We start from the raw sequence: 21,864 nt of genomic DNA, 5'->3' as shown, positions 1-21,864 counted from the left end.
AAATCTTTACTAATGAGTCTAGAAGCCAGTGCAGTTTGGAATGAATGCTTGCGTGTGATCGAACAACACGTCAATGAGCAAAGCTATTCCACCTGGTTTAAGCCCATCAATCCGGTCAAACTAGAAGGTTCAAGTCTGACCATTCAGGTTCCCAGCCAGTTTTTTTATGAATGGCTGGAGGACAACTACGTTCAGGTGCTGAAATTGGCCATCAAAAGTACACTTGGCCAAAATGGAAGACTGGAATACGCCGTAGTAGTGGACAAAGGCAACTCAGCCAATCAGCCCTATGTCGTTTCCTTCCCGCAAGGCAATTCTCCAGGGAAAAAGCCTACTACGCCACCTGCAGAAGTTAAGACACCTTTTGAAATGCAGTCTCTGGATGCGGATATGCTTACGCAAAGCAATCTGAATCCAAACTATACGTTCAACACCTACATTGAGGGTGATTGCAATCGACTGGCGCGCTCTGCCGGCTTTGCAGTAGCCACCAAGCCAGGCATCACCTCTTTCAATCCATTGATGGTATATGGAGGCGTGGGTCTGGGAAAAACTCACCTAGTCCAAGCCATAGGCAATGAGATCAAAAATGGTCCCGAGGACAAGTTTGTTCTTTATGTATCCTCGGAAAAGTTTGTGAACCAATTCATGGATTCGATCAAAGACGGAAACGTGAAGAGCTTCACCAACTTCTACATGCAGGTCGATGTTCTGATCATCGACGACATTCAGTTTTTGGCGGGAAAAGACCGAACACAGGAGATGTTTTTTCACATTTTCAACCATCTCCACCAAAGCAAAAAGCAAATCATCATGACCTCTGACTGTCCTCCAAGAGACCTCAAAGGACTGGAAGAGCGTTTGCTTTCCCGATTCAAATGGGGCCTGACGGCTGATCTGCAAATGCCCGACTTCGAGACCCGTGTGGCGATCATCCGAAGAAAAATGCAGTCTGAGGGGATCTTTATCCCTGACGATGTAGTCGAATACTTGGCTTACACCGTTGATACCAATGTCAGAGAGCTGGAAGGAATCTTGATTTCATTGATTGCCCATGCTTCCTTGAACCGAGTGGAAATCGACTTGGGACTGGCCAAAACCGTGATCAAAAACTTCATCAAAGACATTGAAACGGAAGTAGGCATTGAATTTATCCAAAAAGCAGTATCTGAATACTTTGGAATTCATGCCGATGAACTTAAAGCCAAAACACGAAAGAAAGAGATCGTGATCGCCAGACAGGTGGCTATGTTTTTCTCCAAGGAATTCACCAATCACTCGCTCAAATCCATTGGCTATCACTTTGGAGGCAGGGACCACAGCACAGTCATTCACGCCATTCAGACAGTCAATGATATGATGGAGACGGATTCAAGCTTCCGCAACTCGGTGAATGAGTTGAAGAAAAAATTCAAGATCAGATCTTATTGATTTGAAATTTGAGATTTGAAATTTGAGATTTTCTCAAAGCTCAAACTTTTCATTCCCCTGCTTTTACCAGCGGACAATTTCTTTCAGTTCTTCTCTGGAAAATTCCAACTCAGTATAACCCATCGCGTAAGACCCGATCTCATAGGGGATGTAGATTACCTTGAATCGATCTTCCTGAAAGCCCATGGCATTCGCCAGAAAAAAGCCAGTCTCGGGAAGGAGGAATTTCCCGGACTCTTCCAAAGAAATACCTTCCTCTACCTCGTGATACTCCCTGAATTTTTGCTCAGTCAGCTTTAAAAGCTCCTTTTCATTCAAAACTAACTGATTACTATCCAGGGCTTTACCCGAGGTATAGTCCAGATTCAAGAAATAAACCATACTGTTGGGATGAGCTCCTCCGAGATAGGTGTATTGAGAAAAGAAAATGCTCAGGGTTTGATCTGAGGAATAGGACACCTCCCCTTCTACCTGAATTTCCCACTCTTGAGCAGATTCCGGGAATTCGGATCTGAAGCTGAGGAACTCTTCCAAAAACTGATCCGCTCCCGCTTCCAAATCAGGAGAATCCTTCTCTCCGTATTGCATCAAATTCTTGACAGTTTCGCGGATTTGACTGTTGATTATATCTGCTTTCTCTCCACCTTTGGCCATCGGCCATACCAGACGGATTTGAGCACAGCTTTCTCCGACGCATTTTTCCCTCACCAAGGAATCCATCTCAAAAATAAGAGGCGACAAAATCTCTGCCCCTTCCTCTTGGTAAATTTCCCTTGGCCCGCAGGACATGAGCAAAGCAAAAATAGAAATGAAGAAATAATTCATGACTTAGGATTCAGAAAGAGATCGATAAGTTGATTTGCCAGAATCCGGGGATTCAATTCACCGGATTTTACTTTTGGCTTTTCGGTTTCCAGTTTTTGCTTTATCGTGGGATTTCTCAGAAAAGCCTGCCCCAACAAATACTGGATTTGATCTTCCAGCCAAGTCAGCCTTTGCCCTGCCCGATTCCTATCCCAATATCCTGAGGCCTTCATCTTCAGCTCGTAATTCAGTAGATTTTCCCAGATTTTCTCTAAGCCAAATCCAGTCAAAGAACTGGCCAAAAGAACCTGAGGATACCAGTTATTCTCTGTCTCGGGAAAGAGATGAAGCGCATTTTGGTAATTGGCTTTGGCTTTCTTGGCTGCATCCAGATTTTCTCCGTCGGCTTTGTTGATGACCAAAAGGTCTGCCATCTCCATGATTCCTTTTTTGATTCCCTGAAGCTCGTCTCCCGCACCTGAAAGCATCAGCAGGAGGAAAAAATCTACCATATTCTTAACGGCAGTTTCACTCTGTCCTACCCCCACGGTCTCCACCAGAATCACATCAAATCCCGCAGCCTCACAAAGCAAGATTGATTCTCTGGTTTTGCCACTAACCCCACCAAGGGTACTTCCGGATGGACTAGGTCGGATGAATGCCCGCTTGTCGGAGGACAGTTTTTCCATGCGGGTTTTATCCCCCAGGATACTTCCCTTGGTCAGCTGACTGCTTGGGTCTACAGCCAAAACCGCTACCTTTTTTCCTTGATCCAACAGCCAGCTTCCAAACGCTTCGATAAATGTACTTTTCCCAACTCCTGGGACTCCAGTGATCCCGATCCGAATAGACTGACCTGAGAAGGGAAGTATTTCCTGTACCAAGCGGGCAGAGAGTTCTTGGTCTGCATCCAAAGCGCTTTCCACCAGCGTGATCGCCTGACTCAAAACCACCCGGTCACCGCTGAGAACCCCTTCACGAAAAGCTTCAAAACTCAGTCTCTTTTTCATGGCTTGGCAGGTAAAAAGCGGGACTCTCCCATGGGAGTTTTTTCGTATTCTGCGAGAAGGAAAGCAGCAAACTGCTCAGGGAAATGGGGTGCTGTGGGGGAAAGTTCTATTTCTTGGTTTAGATCCCGGGAAAAGAAAAAAACCAGCGTCTTGCCATATTTGGTGTGGGGCTGGGCATCTGCAAAACCTTTCATCCAAGACAAATCCTCGTCCAAAGCCCGAATGGCATACACCCGGATGACAGGCCCGGTGTTGTTCTCATTTCTGAAAAAAGCCAACTCCTCATACTTTCCTTCAAAAACAGACAAGCCGGGTTGAGAAAGGCTTTCACTGATGATTTTATACAAAAGAATACCCACCAGAGTGCCCAAAACATAAATTATCCACTTGTTGTTTTTCATTTTCGGGGTGAAAGCAAGGTTTGTTCCTTTATGGCAGTAATTTAGCCCAAAATTCTGAAAATGGGATTCGAGTACATCAAAGCACTCCATATTATATTCGTGGTCACCTGGTTTGCGGGGCTGTTTTATATCGTCCGCCTGTTTATCTACCAGACCGAAGCTCTGGAAAAACCTGAAGCCGAACGCAAAATCCTAAAACCTCAACTTGACCTCATGGCCAATCGGCTTTGGTACATCATCACTTGGCCTTCAGCGGTATTGACTTTGATTTTTGGGATTTGGGTGTTGACTTACCGATGGGGATATATGCAGCTGGGCTTTATGCATGCCAAACTCGCCTTCGTGTTGCTATTGTATGTATACCACGGCTTTTCTCATGTTTTGTACAAAGAACTACAGCGTGGAAAAGCCCGCTGGACCTCTACTCAGCTGAGATTATGGAACGAAGTTGCCACTCTTTTGCTTTTTGCTATAGTATTCCTGATCGTACTGAAAAGTACCCTGAGTATGGTCTGGGGAATCGTAGGCCTAGTAGGATTGGGAGTATTCCTCATGCTTGGGATTAAGATTTATAAAAAATACAGAAAAGATTAAAACATGAAATTGATTCGATTTTTGCTTGGTTTTGGAGTGATTGTAGTAGCGATAAGTGCCTGCTCTTCGGGTTCAGAATCCGGAAGTTCCGCCATTGAGCTCCCAATTTTGGGAGAAAGGTATGTAGATGACAATCAGGACACCGTATATCACCAGATCGCTGAGTTTTCTTTCATCAATCAAATGGGAGATACGATTACCAATGCAGATGTAGAAGGAAAAATCTATGTGGCAGACTTCTTTTTTACCACCTGCCCTACCATCTGTCCCATCATGAAAAAGGAAATGCTTAGGGTATATGAGCAATACAAGGACAACCCTGATTTTGTAATCCTGAGTCATAGCATTGATCCGACCCATGATACCCAAAAAGTACTCAGGGACTATGCAGAAAAGCTGGGGGTGGAAGATGCCCAAACCTGGAATTTCCTTACGGGTGATCAGGAGAAGATCTTTGAAATTGGGCAAACCAGCTACCTGACTACAGCAATGGCAGATCAATTGGAACCGGGAGGCTTCCTGCATACTGGAGCGTTCGCCTTGGTGGATGGACAGGGAAGAATCCGTGGGGTCTACGATGGTACCAAATCGGACCAAGTGGACCGATTGCTCAATGACATCCCCAAACTGCTGAAGAAATGAAAGGCGTTTTCTCTTTCCTTTTTTTATCAGTTTTGGTATTTGCCTGTAGTCCGAAATCAACCAATGAGGAAAATACCCTTGCTCAGATTTCTGATCCTGAGGTGATGAAATTCGCTGTAAATGGGAAAAGGCTCTATGAAAATTATTGTGCGAATTGCCATCAATCCGATGGGCGGGGGCTGGGGAAACTGATACCTCCTCTCAGGGATGCGGATTATTTCAAAGCCAGCATTCATCGGACTGTATGGATCATCCGAAATGGACAAAAAGGAGAAATCACGGTCAATGGCCAAAAATACGATCAACCCATGCCTGCCAATGCTCAACTTACTCCATTGGAAATCGCGCAAATCACTACTTATCTCTACAATATCTGGGGAATGGAGGAAGGGGTCATTTCTGCTGCTGATGTCGAAAAATACCTTCGAGAATCCCCCAATGGCTACTGAAACTACTGCTTGATCAGGGAATCGGCCTTTTGGAGCACATTTTTAATGTCCTCATTCACTTTAGTGACCTTGACCATTTGATCTTCCAGGTAGGCCTTGACTTCTTCAGGAGTTTTTTCCCCGTCTTCGATTTCATATTGCCTCATCCAGACAAACATGCCCTCGTAGGCTTGGTCCAAGTCTACGGCAAGTGTCTTCAGTGCATCAATTTTTTCCTGATTGGGATCAGGGCTTGCAGACAGTTCTTCTACCATCTGTAGAGCTGTTTTTTCTAGAGATTTAAGCTGCCCCATTTTTGGCATTACCTCATCGTGAACAGCAATCACTTCTTCTCTAAGCTTTTTATTAGCTTCAACTTGCTTATTTCCACAGGATTGAAAAAGAATTATCAGGCCAAAAAGCAAAAAAACAATGGAGTACTTCATATTGATGTGTTATCTATAACAAACATACAATAAAATCTTATTTTAGTTAAAATTAAACCTTCAAAATTTAGTCTGATGATATTTCGCCTTCCATTGGCTAATTTTGATTCAAACTGAAAAATTATGAAACCCTTTTGTTTTGCTGACGGCTCGATCATTGATTCTCAGACTGCTACCATTCACCCAATGGACTTGGGGCTAATCAGAGGCTATGGAATCTTCGACTTTTTCAGGACCGTCGATTATCAGCCCCTTTTTCTCGAAGACTATCTGGATCGTTTTATCGCATCAGCAGAAAAAACTCATTTACCCTTGCCACTTTCCCGAGAAGAACTGAGGAGTGTCATTTTTGAACTGATTGAAAAAAATGACCTTCAACAGGGAGGTTTCCGGATGGTATTGAGCGGAGGAGTTTCGGACAATCACTTCTCTCCCGCAGATGGAAAACTATTCATCTTTGCCGAATCTCTAGATTTCCCTGCGGAAGAAAAGTACCAAAACGGAATCAAACTACTTACTCTTGAGTATGTTAGACCAATTGCCGAAATAAAAACCACCAATTATACCCTGCCTGTATGGCATAGTGTCAATTGGAAAAAGCTAGGGGCTGAGGATGTACTCTATCACTGGAACGGATGGGTCAGTGAAAGCTCAAGAAGTAATTTTTTCATTGTGAAAAATGGAATAATCCACACCCCAGACCAGCATATTCTTCAAGGGATTACACGAAAACAATTGCTGAAAATAGCCCAAAATGCCATCATAAGACCGATTTCTTTAGAAGAGGTCTGGGATGCAGATGAGGCTTTCATCTCCAGTACGACCAAAGTACTCCTACCGGTAACTCAAATAGACGAACGGAAAATCGGCAACGGAAAAGTGGGACCTGTCACTCAGACGATCTTGGGAAAATTCAGAGAGTTGGAAAAAGTAACCGTATCCTAACAAAAAAGCTCCCTACGGAGCTTTTTTGTTATTCTAGGATCAATTCTGCTTCCTTGAGGATATACATCAGTTTTTCCGGGTCAGATGCATTTAAGGTAAGCTTCCCCTTGACTTTGACCCGCTTGGAGGTGTATTTGATAGGTTTGCTTAGCATCACCTCCATCACTGTCTCCGGACCACCTGAACCGCAGAAAAAGCACTCAGCAAGGGGTAGGCTGGACAAAATGATATGATCAGGCTTAAACATCCCCTCAAAAGGGATGATGTAGCCATCTGCCTCCACTACTTTACCTTCCAGCTTGGTAATATTTTCGGAAAAGACCGGAACATATAGCTCCCCAAATTGGTCTTCGCTGATTTTATAAGAAACCTCAGCCAGGTTTTTCCACACGCCTTGAGCCTTTACTCCCTGCATTCCAAGCAAGAAGAAAACCATCATAATGATACTTACAGACCACTTTTTCATTGTATTCAATTTCAAATTTCTCCCTAGTTAAGCTTTTGTCAATTGCTTTGCAATACTGGTCTGATAAGCGGACCAAGCCGGTATAGCAGAGGCAACAATACCCACTCCTAACGCATAAGCTACTATCCAAAGTTCTTGTTTTAGAAAAATCCAAGGCTCTAAAGATGATGTCATCATCGGGTCACCTTTACTGATCAAGAAAGCCAAAAAACTATGTCCTAACCCGATTCCAACCACCGCTCCCAAAAAGGTCAACAGGATTCCCTCCAAAAAGACCAAAATCACCAGCTGCATGCTCGAGGCACCCAATGCCCGAAGAATAGCAAGATCATATTTTCTTTCCTTCAGTGAATTGTACAAGGCTATGAAAATCCCAAGACCTGAGACCCCGATTAATATAAAACCTATTCCCTCCAGCAAAGTGATCCCAATACCCAAAAGCTCAAACAACCTGGAAATCTCAAAAGATGGAGAGGCGGCTTGCATGGAAGTCCCTGAATTGATCATTCGGGGAAGCTGGACTGCAGCCATAGGACTTCGGTACTGCACCAAGAGAGTGGTTACTTCTCTTTCTTCGTCAGTCTGTGGAAAGCCCGTTTTGGCCACGGGATGGTGAAAGTGGTCATGATGCGCTTCTTCATCTTCATGTACAACACCCTCTTCATCAGCTTCTTCTTCTCCACCTTCTTCATCATGTGTATACCAAACGGACTCTATGCTGGTCAATACCAACCGATCGACGACATTGCCACGTGGGAACAAAATGCCTTTGACTACAAAATTATGCTGATCATGATCGTGGCTGCCCACACTGATTCCATGACTTCCCGAAAATTCGCTTCCGAGTGTCAGACCTGATTTTTTTGCTACTTCTGAGCCCAAAACCACTTCGAAAGGCTCTTCCCAAGCCGCTCCCTCCTCAAGCTCAACCCCATACAAAGTCAAATAGTCGTGATTGGTGCCAACGATCCTAAAACCCTGATAATTATCCCCCAAGGCAAGGGGAATGACATTCTTTACGAGACGGTTTCTGGAAAGTCGCTGTGCCTCATCCATTGGAATATTACCAGTGGGAAAATCTATGTGATATACTGAGGAAAGTATCAACTGGAGCGGACTCCCTTTGGCCCCCACCACCAAATCGATCCCTGCAGCATCCTGATTCATTTTCTTTTCGAATTGATCCTGAACAAGTAGCAAAACAGTAATGATCGCCAATCCCAAGGCCAACAAGAAGACATTTAAGCCGGTCGAAAGCGGTCTGAAGGTGAGGTATTTCCAGGCTATTTTGAAGAGATTCATGAGGCTTTGACTTCAATAAAGTTGGGAATATGCTGCTTGACACGCTGATCATGAGTCACGATGATCAAGGCTGCACCTATTTTTGAGGCTTGGGTCTGAAGCAAACGAATGACCTTCTCTGTATTGCTATCGTCAAGGCTAGAGGTGGGTTCGTCAGCAAGGATAAGTTTGGGTGCATTGGCCAATGCCCGCGCTATGGAGACTCGCTGCGCTTCCCCTTCACTGAGGGCTCGGACCGAGGATTTTGCTTTATCGGCAATTCCGAGTTCACGAAGCAGTTCTATTGTTTTTTGCCCTTCTTTTTTACCGAAAAAATGAGCGAGTTCAAGGTTTTCACGGACATTCAGCGCTGCGAGCAGATGAGGCTTTTGGAACACAATCCCAATATTTTTCCCTCTGAATAAATCCAACTTTTGCCCTTTCAAGTCATTGATTTTGACTCCGTCCAAAACCACCTCGCCGGAATCAGGACTCAAAAGTCCACCGAGAAGATTGAGTAGGGTCGTTTTTCCTGAACCGGAATTCCCCAAAATCAATAGAGATTGGCCTGAATCTAAATCGAAATCAGGAAAATGAATGGTCCTTTGCCCGGGATGGGCAAAGCTTAATGATTTGGCTTGTAAAAGCATAATTTATTTAACTGGAATGGATACCCGAAAAACGGTGCCTTTGTTTTGTTCGCTTTCAAATTCGATTTCACCATGGAGCACTTCCATGCATTTTTTAACAATAGATAGCCCCAAACCGGATCCCTCAATGATCCCGACGTTCTTGGCACGAAAAAACCGATCAAAAAGTTGGCTTTGTTCTGATTTTGGAATTCCGATTCCTTTGTCTGCAACCGTTGCCTTAAGAGCGCCGTTTTCGATATTCAACTTAAACTCTACCTGGCCTTTATTTTTTGAGTATTTGACTGCATTGGAAAGGAGGTTTTCCAGCACCTGATAGACTAATTCAGGATCGGTAGTCAGCGTTTTGGGCATTTCTCCGATTTCTGATTTGATAGTTACATCATTTTCGATTCCTGCCTTCACTGTATCCAGGACTTCCTTTACAAATGCCCCCATAAATACTTTCTTTGGCTTGAATTCCAGTTTATTTTCATCAGCTTTTCCAAAGAACAATACACTGGTCAGTAGATTATTCAATGCCCGGACCGAATTCTCTATTTTGTAAGCATGCTTGGTGATCTTTTGGCGGAAAGGGTGATCCTTTTCAGCATAAATCTGAAGAAGCTGAGCAGAACTCAGGATAGAGGTCAATGGCGTTTTGAATCCATGGGAAACGTTCAAAACAATCCGGGATTTCAGCTCATTGATTTCTCGTTCTTTTTCAAGGGCTTTGGTAAGTTCTTTATTGGCTTCGTAAAGCTCTGCAGTCCTGAGCTTTACTTTTTCCTCTAGCTCATTATTGAGTTTCTGGAGCTCTTTTTCTTTTCTGTCCTTGAAAATCGCCAGTTCAATCACCATGTTGAGCTCACGGATATTGAAAGGCTTAATGACGTATGCACTTGGATTGGTACCGACTACTTTATTGAGCGTTTCCGCATCCGAGCTGGCACTAAGGTACACTACAGGGATATCGTATTTTTCATTAATAATCTCTGTCGTGCGGATACCATCTAGCTCCCCTGCCAGATTGATATCCATCATCACAATATCGGCGAGATTATCCTCCAAAATCTCCAAGGCTTTTTCTCCAGAGTCGGCTATTCCTATAATTTGATGGGCATTTTTCTCCAGTGCTCGCTGAAGTAGCAAAGCTGAAACAGAATCATCCTCAACGATGAGGATATTTAATGAAAACATAAGGATGGATTCAAGGTTGGGTTTGGAGGCAAAATACAAAAATTAATCTTTCGGCAAGGGGATTTTCACCTGAACCCGAGTGCCCTTGAATTTATCACTCCAAATGGAAATCGTACCCTGAAGCAGGTCTACGAGATTTTTGGTGATACTCAGGCCAAGGCCAGTCCCATCGAAAAGACGGTTGTTTCCGGTACTTTCTTGTTCAAAGGGCTGATACATTTTCCCCAGAAACTCAGGAGACATTCCTACCCCAGAATCAAGGACTTCCAACACCAATTCTTCTGCTTCTCTTGAAATAAACACCTCAATTTTACCCTCCTGTGTGTACTTGATTGCATTTCCAATCAGGTTATTGAAAATGATTTCCATAAATCTCCGATCTATTTTTCCCTCAAAATCAGGACTGAGGAAATCCATACTTAGCCCCAATGTTTTCTTTGAGGCTGAGATTTTAAGCGGCTTGACCAGAGATTCAAAGAAGGGATGGATTTGCGTAGAGGTATAGACCACTGGCATTTTATTGGCCTCGATCCGAGCCAATTCCAAAAGTGAATTGATGGTTCCCAAAAGACGCTCCCCACTATGTAGAATGATTTCCACCAAATCGGAAAGTTCGGAATCTCCCCTCTTTAGCAACAGTATCTGCTCAGCCCCTCCTATGATTCCATTGAGAGGGGTTCTGATTTCGTGACTGATATTGGACAGTAAGCTTGTTTTGAACCGATTGGCCTCCTCTGCCCTGTCTTTGGCTACTTTCAGGTTTTTTTCTGCAAGCTTCTGAGCCGTTATATCTTTGAAAACGCAAAGAATCAATTCTTTCCCGGAAAAGTCAGATTCAAGCAGGACACAAAACAACTCCATTTCCAAAGGACCTGATTTCCAGTCTATTCGAGCTTCAAATGAAATCCCATTGCCGGGTGTTTCTCGGATTTTACTTAAAACCCTCACCAAGTCTGACCTTAAGTTGGCTTGAGGTGCAAGAAGTTCAGAAAAAGACGTGTTCTCAAGAAGAGCGACTTCTTTATTCATCAACCGCGCAAAAGCAGGATTGGTGGTTAGGATTTGGTCTTTGCCTAGAAACAGTACCATCCCGTCCTGAGAACTGTTCCAGACATTTTTAAACTGCTGCTCGGCAAGGAATTTATCCCGGCTTTTCTGATCTACTTCTGATTTTAAAACACCCAAATTCTTAACCTGCCTATACACCACATTGATAAGTATTCCGATTCCTACCAATAATAAAACGGCAAAACTCAAGAACAGGGGCTGTAAATAAAATTGTCTTTTAATTTTGAATGGAGGAGCTTTAAGTGTAGGAGAAAAAATCTCTCCATCATAGGATGCCTTCAATTCAAAAACATACTCTCCATGAGGCAAATTCGGAAAAAACAACTCATTGGATCTAGGATCTCTAAGTACCTCCCAGGGTGTATCTTCCGAGGTCGCCAGACGATAGTGAACAAATAATTCTTTGGATTCATTGAAAGCCGGCACGGCATATTGAACCCTTAGTGCATTTTTATTACTTGGAACCTCAGAAATATCACCTGAGGAAATATCCAAATCCCCCAAGACTACACTCTTTATAAAAATTTCTGGAGCAATATCTCCACTTGATTGATCATCGGGAAAATAAATGGAGAGGCCCTTGTGAGTTCCTATCATCACTCTACCAGAATTAGCCTGCATAAGCGCCCCTCGATTGACCTCATCCCCTACTAATCCTCCCGGTTCGTCATAATTGATAATTCTTCCTTCAGATAAAATAAAAACGCCGTGATCCGTACCCGCCCAGATTTCACCTCTGCTATCTTTCATCAAGACAAATACCGGATGAGTGATGGTTTTTCCTCCCAAGGAAAAAAGCTCCAGCTTATCGTCTTTGTAAAGCTTTAGCCCATATTCAGTCCCAATCAAAATACCCCCATCCTCCAATTCATAAAAATCATATCCTTCTGCCAAAACATATTTGGGTGACTCGATGACGGGATGTTCATTTTCAAGTCGGCCGGCTCGCATGACTATGATTTTCCCATTAGAAAGCCTACCCGATTTCCTTTGGAAATTGGTCACATCTCCCAATAATTCCCTTATCTCAGAGGAAAGGTCTTTTCCATAATTTCCTTGCTTTAGTGCCTTTAAAGAGGTGAAATAGACTCTTTCAGAATTGGTGATCAGGATACTGTCTCCCAGCACATTGACCGAGGAAATATTGACACCGGTAGGCGGAGAAATTAGATTTAGCCGTTGGCTAGAGGGATCGAAATATCCTACTCCTCCCCAATTGGCAGAAAACCAAACTTCCCCCGACTTAGCTTTCGAAAAATTAATTATGCGCTGATTCGGATTTCCTCTGATGTTATTGTCCCTCAGAAGAGTACTGATACCCGATCTGTCAAATTTTTGAATTCCATTGTTAAATCCAAAAAGGAAAGTCCCGGGCTCTAATTCTGAAATGGCTGTGATTTCCTCTCCCAAAAATTCGATTGATTCCACTCCATAATTTTGGAATGCCTGACTATTACTATTGGCTAATCCTCTGCTACTTCCTACCCACAAAATCCCTTCTCGGTCGACAAAAAGAGTATGTATGTAGTTGGAACGAAATAAATAGAACAAATCCAAAAGAAGGGGGCGACCTCTAGAGGGATGATATCTTTTAAATTGAGAATTGTAATGGTAATAAACATAATCCCCTTTGAAATCCAGCGAAAAGTACGGGGAACTGATGACTTCAGGGTTGGTAAAATCCCTGTCCAAGATTTCCTCTGGAAAATCCGGAGTAGAACCTCTGGCCAGAAAACTATTCCCAAGAAAATAATAGTCTCCTGATGGTGCCTGCTTGACTACAGTGGGGGTATTAGGCAGAGAAATTCCTTTCAGATTAAATTCCTTCAAAAACCCATTTTCCAGAACAAATATCCCCTTGCTGAAGAAAAGGATATCCTTCTCCCTCCACCTCAGAACAGAAGTCAGATTGCCCATCAATGCAGGATCTCTTGAAATAATCTTCTTACTAGTATCCTCTGTGCCCCAATAGATTAAAGAATATCCAGTATCTACAAAAAGACGTTTTTTATCTCCTCTACCCAGGGTGAAAAATCTGATTTCAGAGGAAAATTTTTCATTCAGTCGTTCAGGAAATTCAATTTCCTCCCAACCGGTGGGAGTCCCCTTCAATACAACAGGGACACCGCTTCCATTGTAGAGCCAAAAATGACCATCCTCATCTTTATGAACAGAAATTCGAAATGCAAATTTTCGGAGCAGTGTATCCGTAAGCTCATAGGTCTGAATACCATCTGAATAGACTACCCCGCGAGTGGTGGCAAACCACATCTGGCCTAAGGTATCCTGTTCGATCTGTAGGACAGTCTGGACAGGAAGCCGAACTCCCTTTGGTTGAAGATTAAATTTATAGCTCTGGGCAGAAGCTACATTCTGGCCGATCATAAGCCAGAAACCAAGAATCAGTAGGAATTTGAAACGCCCAAGCATGGGACTAAAATCTGAAAAAGATTCCTCTTCCCAAATTCATCTGAGATTGTTTACCTTTTCTTTTGTCAGCGGGTGGTTTCTTTTATTTTTGTGCCAAACTTAAAAAAGCGCATCGATGAGTGTACTAGTCAATAAGAATTCAAAGGTTATCGTCCAGGGATTTACCGGTTCTGAGGGATCCTTTCATGCCCAGCAAATGATCGAATATGGCACCCAAGTAGTAGGAGGTGTAACTCCTGGAAAAGGTGGTTCCACTCATTTGGAGAGACCCGTTTTCAATTCCGTGGAAGAAGCTGTTCAAAAGACTGGTGCTGACACTTCCATTATTTTTGTACCGCCTGCATTCGCAGCAGACGCCATCATGGAAGCCGCTGACGCGGGAATCAAAGTAATCATAGCAATTACTGAAGGCATTCCTGTAGCTGACATGATGCGAGCCAAGCCTTATATCAAGGAAAGAGGTTGTGTCCTTGTTGGCCCTAACTGCCCCGGAGTCATCACTCCAGGAGAAGCAAAAGTCGGAATTATGCCAGGATTTGTATTCAGACCCGGACGAATCGGCATCGTCTCCAAATCAGGGACCTTGACCTATGAAGCTGCTGATCAGGTAGCCAAAGCAGGTCTTGGCGTATCTACTGCCATCGGTATCGGAGGTGATCCCATCATCGGTACTTCTACGAAGCAGGCCGTGGAAATGCTGATGAATGACCCCGAGACTGACGCCATTGTCATGATCGGAGAAATCGGCGGTAATTATGAAGCCGAGGCTGCCAAGTGGATCAAAGAGACAGGAAACAGAAAGCCTGTTGTTGGCTTTATTGCAGGGCAGACAGCACCTCCGGGCAGAAGAATGGGACATGCAGGAGCGATCATTGGAGGAGCAGATGATACTGCTGCTGCCAAAATGAGAATCATGAGAGAAAATGGCATTCACGTAGTAGAATCCCCTGCAGAAATCGGGGCCACCATGGCCAAAGCTCTAGGTATAAACGCCTAAAACAATCTGAATAATTAATTTCCACCAATCATTCAACCCAAGCCCCGGAAAATACTCCGGGGCTTTTTTTTGACATATTTTCTGGGCCTTTTGTATCTTCCAGAATGCAAGCTCCCCACCTCTTGGTATCTGACCAATTTTACTCCAAAAAGGTAAAAGACCTCCTGGTCAGAAGCATCCGATGGGTAACTCCCGAAACCTCTATTCAAAGCTGTGCTCAATATATGGCACAAGAACAGGTCAGTTGCTTATTTATAGGTCATCAGTCCAAGCAGCTCATTGGATACATTACTGACCTTACCCTGCGAGATCGTGTTTTGGCCGCGGGGCTGGACCCAGGAACAGAGGTAGAAAGGATAATGGAAAAAGATTTGATCAGCATTTCCCCAGAATCCAGTCTGGTAGAAGCTCTTTTGCTGATGTTTCAATCCAAAGCCCGCTATTTGCTTGTCGGCAATGAGCAGGGATTTTTAGGTTGGATCAGCAGGACCAAAGTTCTCACCGAACAAAGTCAAGGCCCCTTCATGTTTATCCAATCCGTGAAAGAGGCGCGTCAGTTTTCCGAACTCAGGGAAAAGTGGCAAAAAATGCCTGACCTGATTCATCTGCTTATCTCCCGAGGAATGAAAGCCGCCTATGTCAATCAAATCATCACTACAGTAGCCGACACCATTTCTCAAAGGGTCATTGAGCGTGTAATAAAATCATTCGCCCCCCCACCGGCCCCGTTTGTATTTTTTGTTTTTGGAAGTGAAGGAAGGGGAGAATTGACCTTGAAAACAGATCAGGACAATGGAATCATCTATGCAGACAAAGCCAATGAACATCGGGAGGAAGTAAGAGCATATTTTCTGGAATTTGCCACTCGGGTATCTTCCGCATTGGATGAAATCGGTCTTTCTTTTTGTGCGGGAAACTTCATGGCTATGAATCCCAAATGGACGCACTCCCTCTCCCATTGGAAAAACAACTACCTACAGTGGGTCAGTGATGCCTCTCAGGAAACCGCTATGAATTATTCCACTTTTTTTGACTGCAGGGGAATTTATGGGGATTTGTCTTTGATTGACGAGCTAAAAAATCACATGGCCAACTTGATGGATCAAGCCTCCGAGCGCTTCTTCCTCAGTTTGGGTCAAAACGCGCTTCAATACGAACCTCCTCTTACCTTTTTCAAGAGAATTAAAACGGAAGAAATCGATGGAGAAAAGCAGCTAAACTTGAAAAAAACTATGCGTCCCATCGTAGACTTAGCTCGGGTTTATGCCTTAAAACACAAAATTACAGAACCCAATACCATCCGTAGAATAGAGCTTTTAAAGGATAAGGGTATATTTTCAGAGAAGGAAGTTCAGGAATTGACCCACGCTTTTGAATATTTCATGAGCCTCAGACTGGAAAGCCAAGCTACCTCACTTCTGGATTCCAATAAAGCCCCTGAAAATTATCTCCTAGTAAAAACATTGACAAAAATCCAGCAAGTCACCCTCATTGAGATATTTAAAGTTATTGAAGAATTCCAGGCGAGAATCCGGATTTCCTTTACCAGATCCTTATAATTTTTGATAGAGAAGGATACTTTTTTAATTTTTTTAAAAAAGTTTATTTTTATTCAATAAAGTTTTTTAATTTTGAATGAAGTTTTAATTTCGGATAAATCGGAATTAAATCTTATCAAAAACGGGATTTTATTGACTTACCCTTCAATAGGACAATAAAACCCGAAATATAATTTGGAAAACTGACAAGAAAACTCAATTCACACCTAATCCATCTTTCCTACATGCTCAGTAAGTATCCTCTATCCGATGTTGAAAAAGCCTTTTTGGCAGAATCAGGAGTAGACAAAATTTCCACTCTGATTCCTTACCTGACCGTAGACAATTTCCCCAAGTTGGGCTTGATGACAGCCTGCCGATTTTTAGAGTGGGCATCTGCCAATCCTGAGGGAGTAATTAGTTTGCCTACCGGCAAAACACCTGAGTTTTTTATCAAATGGACACAGTACCTGCTTGAGAATTGGGATGCGAAGAAAGGAAAAGAAATCAGGGAAAAATATGGGCTCGGGTCGACCAGGAAGCCGGTTTTGAAAGACTTGACTTTCGTACAGATCGATGAGTTTTATCCTATCTCCTCCAAGCAACACAACAGCTTTTACGATTATGTAAATAAATTTTATTTGCAGGGATTTGGACTATCCAAGGAAAAAGCAATTCTGATTAACTCCGATGAAATCCCACTATCCGGAGGCAGACATTTCAGCGAAGTATTTCCAGATCTCAAGGTTGACCTCAGCCTGAGATTCAGAGATCCGATCAATGATCTGGAAAAAATCCAGCAGGAATCCATCTACATGATCGATCAGTGGTGTGGAGATTATGAGCAAAGAATCAGGGATTTGGGGGGGATTGGATTCTTTTTGGGAGGAATAGGTCCTGATGGGCACATTGCATTCAATACCCGGGGCTCGCACCTTTACTCGGTTACCAGACTGACCGAGACCAACTTCGAAACTCAGGCGGTAGCTGCAGGGGATCTCGGAGGAATTGAGGTCTCTGCCAATAGACTAGTCATTACGATAGGATTGGATACCATCGTCTACAACAAAGATGCGGTGGGCATCATAATAGCCGCCGGAGAGGCAAAAGCAGGCATTGTCAAAGACTCTTTGGAGACCAAAATGAATAATGTCTATCCGGCTACAGTACTTCAAAAGCTCAAGAATGGCCGCTTTTACCTTACCAAGGGAGCAGCAGTTAAACTTACTGATTCCTTGGATGCCTACTACGAGAAGGGCGAATGGACTTTTGAAAAAACCGAAAGATCTGTCATCGAGCTTTGCAAAAAGCTGAACAAATACGGACATAGACTCAAACTTTCTGACCTGAAAGCAGATAAATATACCCGTCTCATCCCGGGACTTTCCGAGGACACGGTAAATCAGGTAATGCAAAGTGTTGAGGCTAAGTTGAGCAAAGGCTTGGAAAAGGAGACTGATCAGGTTCTACTTCATACCGGCCCACATCATGACGATATTTCATTGGGCATTCTTCCCCATATCACCAATCAGCTCAGCGAACCTACTAACGAAGCCCATTTTTCAGTTCTAACCTCAGGGTTTACAGCTGTGACCAATACTTTTGTCATTGACACCCTGATCTATACCCGCAAACTTTTGGATGAGGGTAAGATTCAAATGGTAAACTATGAGGACTTTTTCCAAATCGGATATAGTCTGAAGACTGACAAAGATGTCTACCACTACCTGACCAACGTGGCCTCAGAAAATGCAGATGCCAGAAGAAGAGGCCTTTCTCACAGAGTAGTTCGCGCCTTGGTAATCATCTGGTCCATCAAAAACAAAGCTCAACTGAGGGAGACGATCAATGATGTAATCAGTATCCTCAGAAACTCTTACGATGGGGAGAAAAACCCATCTAAGATTCAAACCCTCAAAGGAATGATCCGGGAGTTTGAAGAGGAATTGGTCTGGGGATATTTTGGGGTACAGGTGAAAAATGTACACCACCTAAGACTTGGATTCTATACAGGTGACATCTTCACTGAGCAGCCGGACAAAAATCGGGATGTGGAACCGATCGTGGAAATGTTCAGAAAAGTAAAGCCTACAAAGATTAGTTTAACACTCGATCCAGAAGGTTCTGGCCCAGACACCCACTACAAAGTACTTCAAGCCACTGCGGCGGCGGTGAAAAAATGGGGAGAGGAGCACGATACAAGTAAATTGAGAATCATTGGATATCGGAATGTTTGGTTCAAGTTTGAGCCTCATGAGGCCAATGTCATCGTACCAGTGTCCCTAGGAGATATGTCAGTAATGGAAGACTCATTCACCAATTGCTACCTGAGCCAGGTCAATGCTTCATTCCCAAGCTATTCTCACAATGGGAAATTCAGTACTGTCGCTAAAAGAACTTGGGTAGGCCAGCTCAATGACATTCAGCTTTTGCTGGGCAAAAACTATTTCTATATGCATGAAAGAGCCAAAGTACGAGCAAGCCACGGGTTGATTTTCTTTAGAGATATGAGCGTGGATGAGTTTTTGGCGACAGCAAGAGAATTGGAAAAATCCATCGAAGGAATGCTTTAAGTTTAGCATCTTCTCCGATTGAAAATTTAAAATAAATAAACCTATTAAATAACCTAAGCCTATGGGAAAGGCCATTCTGGGATTGGATATTGGAGGCACCGGAATCAAGGGAGGTGTCTTAGTCGACGGACATCTCGAAGATATACGGTCGATCCCTACTCCCGCTATGGAGAGCAAGGAGTATATCTTGGAGACAATAGCAGCCTTCATCCAATCCTACGAATCCTATGACCTAATGGGAATCGGAGTGGGTATTCCCGGACTGGTAGAGACAGAGTCCGGAATAGTGGTTGGACTTTCTAACATTCCTTCATTTCAACATGTGGAGTTGAAAAAATTCCTTACTGAACGATTCAGCCTTCCAGTATTTGTAAACAACGATGCCAACTGCTTTGCGATTGGCGTACACAAATTTGGCGTGGGAAGACCATTCAAAAATCTGGTAGGCATCACCTTGGGAACTGGTACAGGAGGTGGAATCGTAATAAACGGTCACTTGTATTCGGGTGTAAATTCCGCCGCTGGCGAATGGTGTAGTGCTCCTTATCTTGACAACAACTACGAGTATTATTGCAGCGGCAAGTTTTTTCTGAATTTCTACTCCAGCAAACCCAAAGCCCTAGCCAAAAGAGCTATTTCAGGCGATCCTGTGGCAATAAAAGCTTTTGAGGAGTTTGGCGCCCATCTTGGCGAATTGCTCAAAATGATCTTATATTCTTTGGCTCCGGAAGCGATTGTTCTAGGCGGATCTATCCGAAAATCCTATCCCCTGTTCAAAAAATCCATGTACCGTTCACTGGAATCTTTTGCCTATCCTACTGTACTTGAGAATTTAAAGATTCTTATTTCTGAATTGGACGAAACGGCCATTCATGGTGCTGTGGCATTGGTAGACGTGGAAGAAGACTTGGTAAAAGTTTCTTAACAAAAGATTTTGTCTTTTTATCAGTTGAAAAGTCTCCTTTTGCTTTCCCTTTAAAAAAATACGACTGGGTTAGCTAAATCAGTTATTTTTGGACCAATCTTCATTCATCACCTGTGATTCGACTGGCTATACTTGCATCCGGAAGCGGAACCAACGCTGAGAAAATAATGGAATATTTTAAGAACTCTTTCAAAGGAAAAGTGGCCTTAGTAGCTTCCAACAACCCGGACGCTTATGTCTTGGAGCGAGCAAAAAAATTCAAGGTTCCAACTTTCACTTTTTCAAAAAAAGAGATGGATGCTGGGCTTTTGGAAGAAAAACTCAAACAGGAAAAAATCGATTGGGTGATTCTCGCAGGCTTTCTTTTAAAAATTCCCGAAAGCCTCATTCGCTCTTTCCCGGATCGAATTGTCAACATCCACCCTGCCCTATTGCCCAAATATGGAGGAAAAGGCATGTATGGGGCTCACGTACACCAAGCGGTAAAAGAAGCCGGAGACAAAGAAACCGGGATTACCATCCATTTGGTAAATGAACACTACGATGAGGGGAAGATCATTTTTCAGGCTGCAACCTCAGTCAGCGAGGAAGACACCCCTGAAACTATCGCTGAAAAAGTTCATGCTTTGGAGCACAGGTTTTTCCCCCAAGTGATTGACAGCCTTCTTTGATTGATCTTTTCTCGGATTTTTGCCAGAATTATTCCACAAGGGTAAAAACCATCTGTCTGAACTTCCAGCCAGTCTCATCCCCATTTCCAGCTCCTGAGGTTTGCTTGAAGATCAAGCCAATGAGTTTCTCTTGGGGTGCTGCAAAATATTGAGTATTGAAATAGCCACCCCAATCAAAAGTACCGAGGCTACCAATCCCTCCAACTTGCACTCCTTTGGCATCCACCAGTCCAAAGGCCAAGCCATAATCTTTTCCTCCATCACCCAAGAGATCGCCCACCTGATTGGTCATGATGGTCTCGATGGTGGTTGGGCTCAGGATTCTTTTTCCATTGTAGATTCCTCCATTGAGATACATCTGAAGGAATTTGGCATAATCTTCCACTGTACTTGACAAGCCTGCACCTCCTGAGAAAAAGGCCTTTGCCCCGGTTTTGGGATAATCCGGGTCGTAGAAAGTCACTGGAAAGGACACCCATTGATTGTCTTTTCGGGTGTGGACCGTCACCAATCTCGGGGCTTGGGCTTCATTCAAATAAAACCGCGTATCATTCATTCCCAAAGGATCAAAAATCCGCTCTTTCAAAAAGACATCGAAGGGCATTCCTGAAATGATTTCGACCAAATATCCCAAGACATCCAAGCCTTCGCTATAGGTATACTTGGCTCCAGGCTCATGATGCAAAGGCAGTTTGGCCAGCCTCTTTACACTTTCACCGATAGTGACATTTTCTGTAGTGAATAAGTCAACTACTCCAGCCTTGTGATAAATCATCTTCATCCGTTCATCTCCATCAATGACCCCGTACCCAAGACCGGAGGTGTGGGTCAAAAGGTGTCTGATGGTAATTTCCTTCGAGCTTGGTTTGGTGGTGTAGGTAGTATCTCCGTAGCGAAAGTTCTGCAGAACCTGCGGGTTTTTGAATTCCGAAATGAATTTGGAGATCGGATCATCCAGTCGGAACTTTCCCTCTTCCCACAATATCATCACGGCAGTAGAAGTAATTGCCTTTGTCTGTGAGGCAATTCGGAAAATGGAATTTTTCTCCATTTTTTTCCCAAAAGCCATATCAGAAAGCCCCTTGGCTTCGTGATAGACGATCTTTCCATCCTTGACTACCATAGCCACCAAGCCCGGAACTTGCTGTCTGGAAACCGCTTCCTCGAGCATAGCATCAAGTTTATTTATTCTCTCTTTGGAAATTCCTGTTAATGAATTATTTCCTGCCGGACTCAAGATTTGAGCTTGGAGAGGATTCAGGAGAAATACGAGCAGGATAATTGCAAGGATTGGTTTCATGTTTTGAGTTTTGCTATCCATGAAAATAGCAAAAAGGTGCAACAAAAAAGCCGGCAAATCAGATTTGCCGGCTCCAAGCTGATAA

General features: G+C 43.5%; 20 protein-coding genes. 10 read left to right on the top strand and 10 right to left on the bottom strand.

Annotated features, from left to right (window positions below):
* Window positions 1-12 precede the first annotated feature (12 nt).
* A complete protein-coding gene (gene dnaA, locus AAA942_RS18795) occupies window positions 13-1,431 on the top strand; it encodes a chromosomal replication initiator protein DnaA (protein ID WP_338221845.1) in 1,419 nt (472 codons plus the stop codon).
* Window positions 1,432-1,494: 63 nt separating this feature from the next.
* Here dnaA and AAA942_RS18790 read toward each other — a convergent pair whose 3' ends face one another.
* The 3 genes from AAA942_RS18790 to AAA942_RS18780 are packed head-to-tail and all read right to left on the bottom strand — an operon-like array spanning window position 1,495 to window position 3,646.
* Window positions 1,495-2,256, bottom strand: a complete 762-nt coding sequence (locus tag AAA942_RS18790; protein WP_338221844.1) for a DUF4163 domain-containing protein — start codon at window positions 2,254-2,256, stop codon at window positions 1,495-1,497.
* A complete protein-coding gene (gene meaB / locus AAA942_RS18785) occupies window positions 2,253-3,245 on the bottom strand; it encodes a methylmalonyl Co-A mutase-associated GTPase MeaB (RefSeq protein ID WP_338221843.1) in 993 nt (330 codons plus the stop codon). Before meaB ends, AAA942_RS18790 begins: the two co-directional genes overlap by 4 nt.
* Window positions 3,242-3,646, bottom strand: coding sequence for a hypothetical protein (locus tag AAA942_RS18780; protein WP_338221842.1), 405 nt, complete (start codon window positions 3,644-3,646; stop codon window positions 3,242-3,244). Before AAA942_RS18780 ends, meaB begins: the two co-directional genes overlap by 4 nt.
* A 60-nt stretch (window positions 3,647-3,706) precedes the next feature.
* Here AAA942_RS18780 and AAA942_RS18775 point away from each other — a divergent pair, with 60 nt between their 5' ends.
* The 3 genes from AAA942_RS18775 to AAA942_RS18765 are packed head-to-tail and all read left to right on the top strand — an operon-like array spanning window position 3,707 to window position 5,331.
* Window positions 3,707-4,240 carry a CopD family protein gene (locus AAA942_RS18775; protein WP_338221841.1) on the top strand — a complete coding sequence of 178 codons (534 nt, stop codon included), beginning with the start codon at window positions 3,707-3,709 and terminating at the stop codon, window positions 4,238-4,240.
* A gap of 3 nt (window positions 4,241-4,243) precedes the next feature.
* A complete protein-coding gene (locus tag AAA942_RS18770; protein ID WP_338221840.1) occupies window positions 4,244-4,882 on the top strand; it encodes an SCO family protein in 639 nt (212 codons plus the stop codon).
* Complete coding sequence (locus AAA942_RS18765; protein WP_338221839.1) at window positions 4,879-5,331, top strand: c-type cytochrome; 453 nt, start codon at window positions 4,879-4,881, stop codon at window positions 5,329-5,331. The genes AAA942_RS18770 and AAA942_RS18765 overlap by 4 nt, the downstream gene beginning before the upstream one ends.
* A gap of 2 nt (window positions 5,332-5,333) precedes the next feature.
* Here the strand turns inward: AAA942_RS18765 and AAA942_RS18760 are convergent, their stop codons facing one another.
* Window positions 5,334-5,756 carry a hypothetical protein gene (locus AAA942_RS18760; protein WP_338221837.1) on the bottom strand — a complete coding sequence of 141 codons (423 nt, stop codon included), beginning with the start codon at window positions 5,754-5,756 and terminating at the stop codon, window positions 5,334-5,336.
* 123 nt (window positions 5,757-5,879) lie between these two features.
* Here AAA942_RS18760 and AAA942_RS18755 point away from each other — a divergent pair, with 123 nt between their 5' ends.
* Window positions 5,880-6,701, top strand: coding sequence for an aminotransferase class IV (locus tag AAA942_RS18755; protein WP_338221836.1), 822 nt, complete (start codon window positions 5,880-5,882; stop codon window positions 6,699-6,701).
* Between the two features lie 28 nt (window positions 6,702-6,729).
* Here AAA942_RS18755 and AAA942_RS18750 read toward each other — a convergent pair whose 3' ends face one another.
* Genes AAA942_RS18750 through AAA942_RS18730 form a run of 5 tightly spaced genes read right to left on the bottom strand, consistent with a single transcriptional unit; the run spans window position 6,730 to window position 13,730 of the window.
* The gene (locus tag AAA942_RS18750) at window positions 6,730-7,140 is read right to left on the bottom strand and encodes a hypothetical protein (RefSeq protein ID WP_338221966.1); all 411 of its coding nucleotides are present in this window, start codon (window positions 7,138-7,140) and stop codon (window positions 6,730-6,732) included.
* 54 nt (window positions 7,141-7,194) lie between these two features.
* The gene (locus AAA942_RS18745; RefSeq protein ID WP_338221835.1) at window positions 7,195-8,469 is read right to left on the bottom strand and encodes an ABC transporter permease; all 1,275 of its coding nucleotides are present in this window, start codon (window positions 8,467-8,469) and stop codon (window positions 7,195-7,197) included.
* The gene (locus AAA942_RS18740) at window positions 8,466-9,098 is read right to left on the bottom strand and encodes an ABC transporter ATP-binding protein (RefSeq protein ID WP_338221834.1); all 633 of its coding nucleotides are present in this window, start codon (window positions 9,096-9,098) and stop codon (window positions 8,466-8,468) included. Before AAA942_RS18740 ends, AAA942_RS18745 begins: the two co-directional genes overlap by 4 nt.
* Window positions 9,099-9,101: 3 nt before the next feature.
* Window positions 9,102-10,277, bottom strand: a complete 1,176-nt coding sequence (locus tag AAA942_RS18735; protein WP_338221833.1) for a hybrid sensor histidine kinase/response regulator — start codon at window positions 10,275-10,277, stop codon at window positions 9,102-9,104.
* A 42-nt stretch (window positions 10,278-10,319) separates the two neighbouring features.
* Window positions 10,320-13,730 (bottom strand): sensor histidine kinase, encoded by a 3,411-nt coding sequence (locus AAA942_RS18730; protein WP_338221832.1) that lies wholly within the window; start codon window positions 13,728-13,730, stop codon window positions 10,320-10,322.
* 160 nt (window positions 13,731-13,890) lie between these two features.
* Here AAA942_RS18730 and sucD point away from each other — a divergent pair, with 160 nt between their 5' ends.
* The 5 genes from sucD (at window position 13,891) to purN (ending at window position 20,479) form a co-directional block, all read left to right on the top strand.
* Complete coding sequence (sucD, locus tag AAA942_RS18725; RefSeq protein WP_338221831.1) at window positions 13,891-14,772, top strand: succinate--CoA ligase subunit alpha; 882 nt, start codon at window positions 13,891-13,893, stop codon at window positions 14,770-14,772.
* 104 nt (window positions 14,773-14,876) lie between these two features.
* Window positions 14,877-16,331, top strand: a complete 1,455-nt coding sequence (locus AAA942_RS18720) for a DUF294 nucleotidyltransferase-like domain-containing protein (RefSeq protein WP_338221830.1) — start codon at window positions 14,877-14,879, stop codon at window positions 16,329-16,331.
* A 224-nt stretch (window positions 16,332-16,555) separates the two neighbouring features.
* Complete coding sequence (locus AAA942_RS18715) at window positions 16,556-18,883, top strand: glucosamine-6-phosphate isomerase (RefSeq protein ID WP_338221829.1); 2,328 nt, start codon at window positions 16,556-16,558, stop codon at window positions 18,881-18,883.
* A 61-nt stretch (window positions 18,884-18,944) separates the two neighbouring features.
* Window positions 18,945-19,808 (top strand): ROK family protein, encoded by an 864-nt coding sequence (locus AAA942_RS18710; RefSeq protein WP_338221828.1) that lies wholly within the window; start codon window positions 18,945-18,947, stop codon window positions 19,806-19,808.
* A 113-nt stretch (window positions 19,809-19,921) separates the two neighbouring features.
* Window positions 19,922-20,479 carry a phosphoribosylglycinamide formyltransferase gene (gene purN / locus AAA942_RS18705; protein WP_338221827.1) on the top strand — a complete coding sequence of 186 codons (558 nt, stop codon included), beginning with the start codon at window positions 19,922-19,924 and terminating at the stop codon, window positions 20,477-20,479.
* A gap of 28 nt (window positions 20,480-20,507) precedes the next feature.
* Here the strand turns inward: purN and AAA942_RS18700 are convergent, their stop codons facing one another.
* On the bottom strand, window positions 20,508-21,779 hold the full coding sequence (locus tag AAA942_RS18700; RefSeq protein WP_338221826.1) for a serine hydrolase domain-containing protein: 1,272 nt from the start codon (window positions 21,777-21,779) through the stop codon (window positions 20,508-20,510).
* Between the last annotated feature and the right edge of the window lie 85 nt (window positions 21,780-21,864).

The organism is Algoriphagus sp. oki45, from assembly GCF_036245605.1.
GTDB lineage: Bacteria > Bacteroidota > Bacteroidia > Cytophagales > Cyclobacteriaceae > Algoriphagus.
Note: the sequence above shows the minus strand (reverse complement) of the source record. Positions and strands in the feature narration are given on the sequence as shown.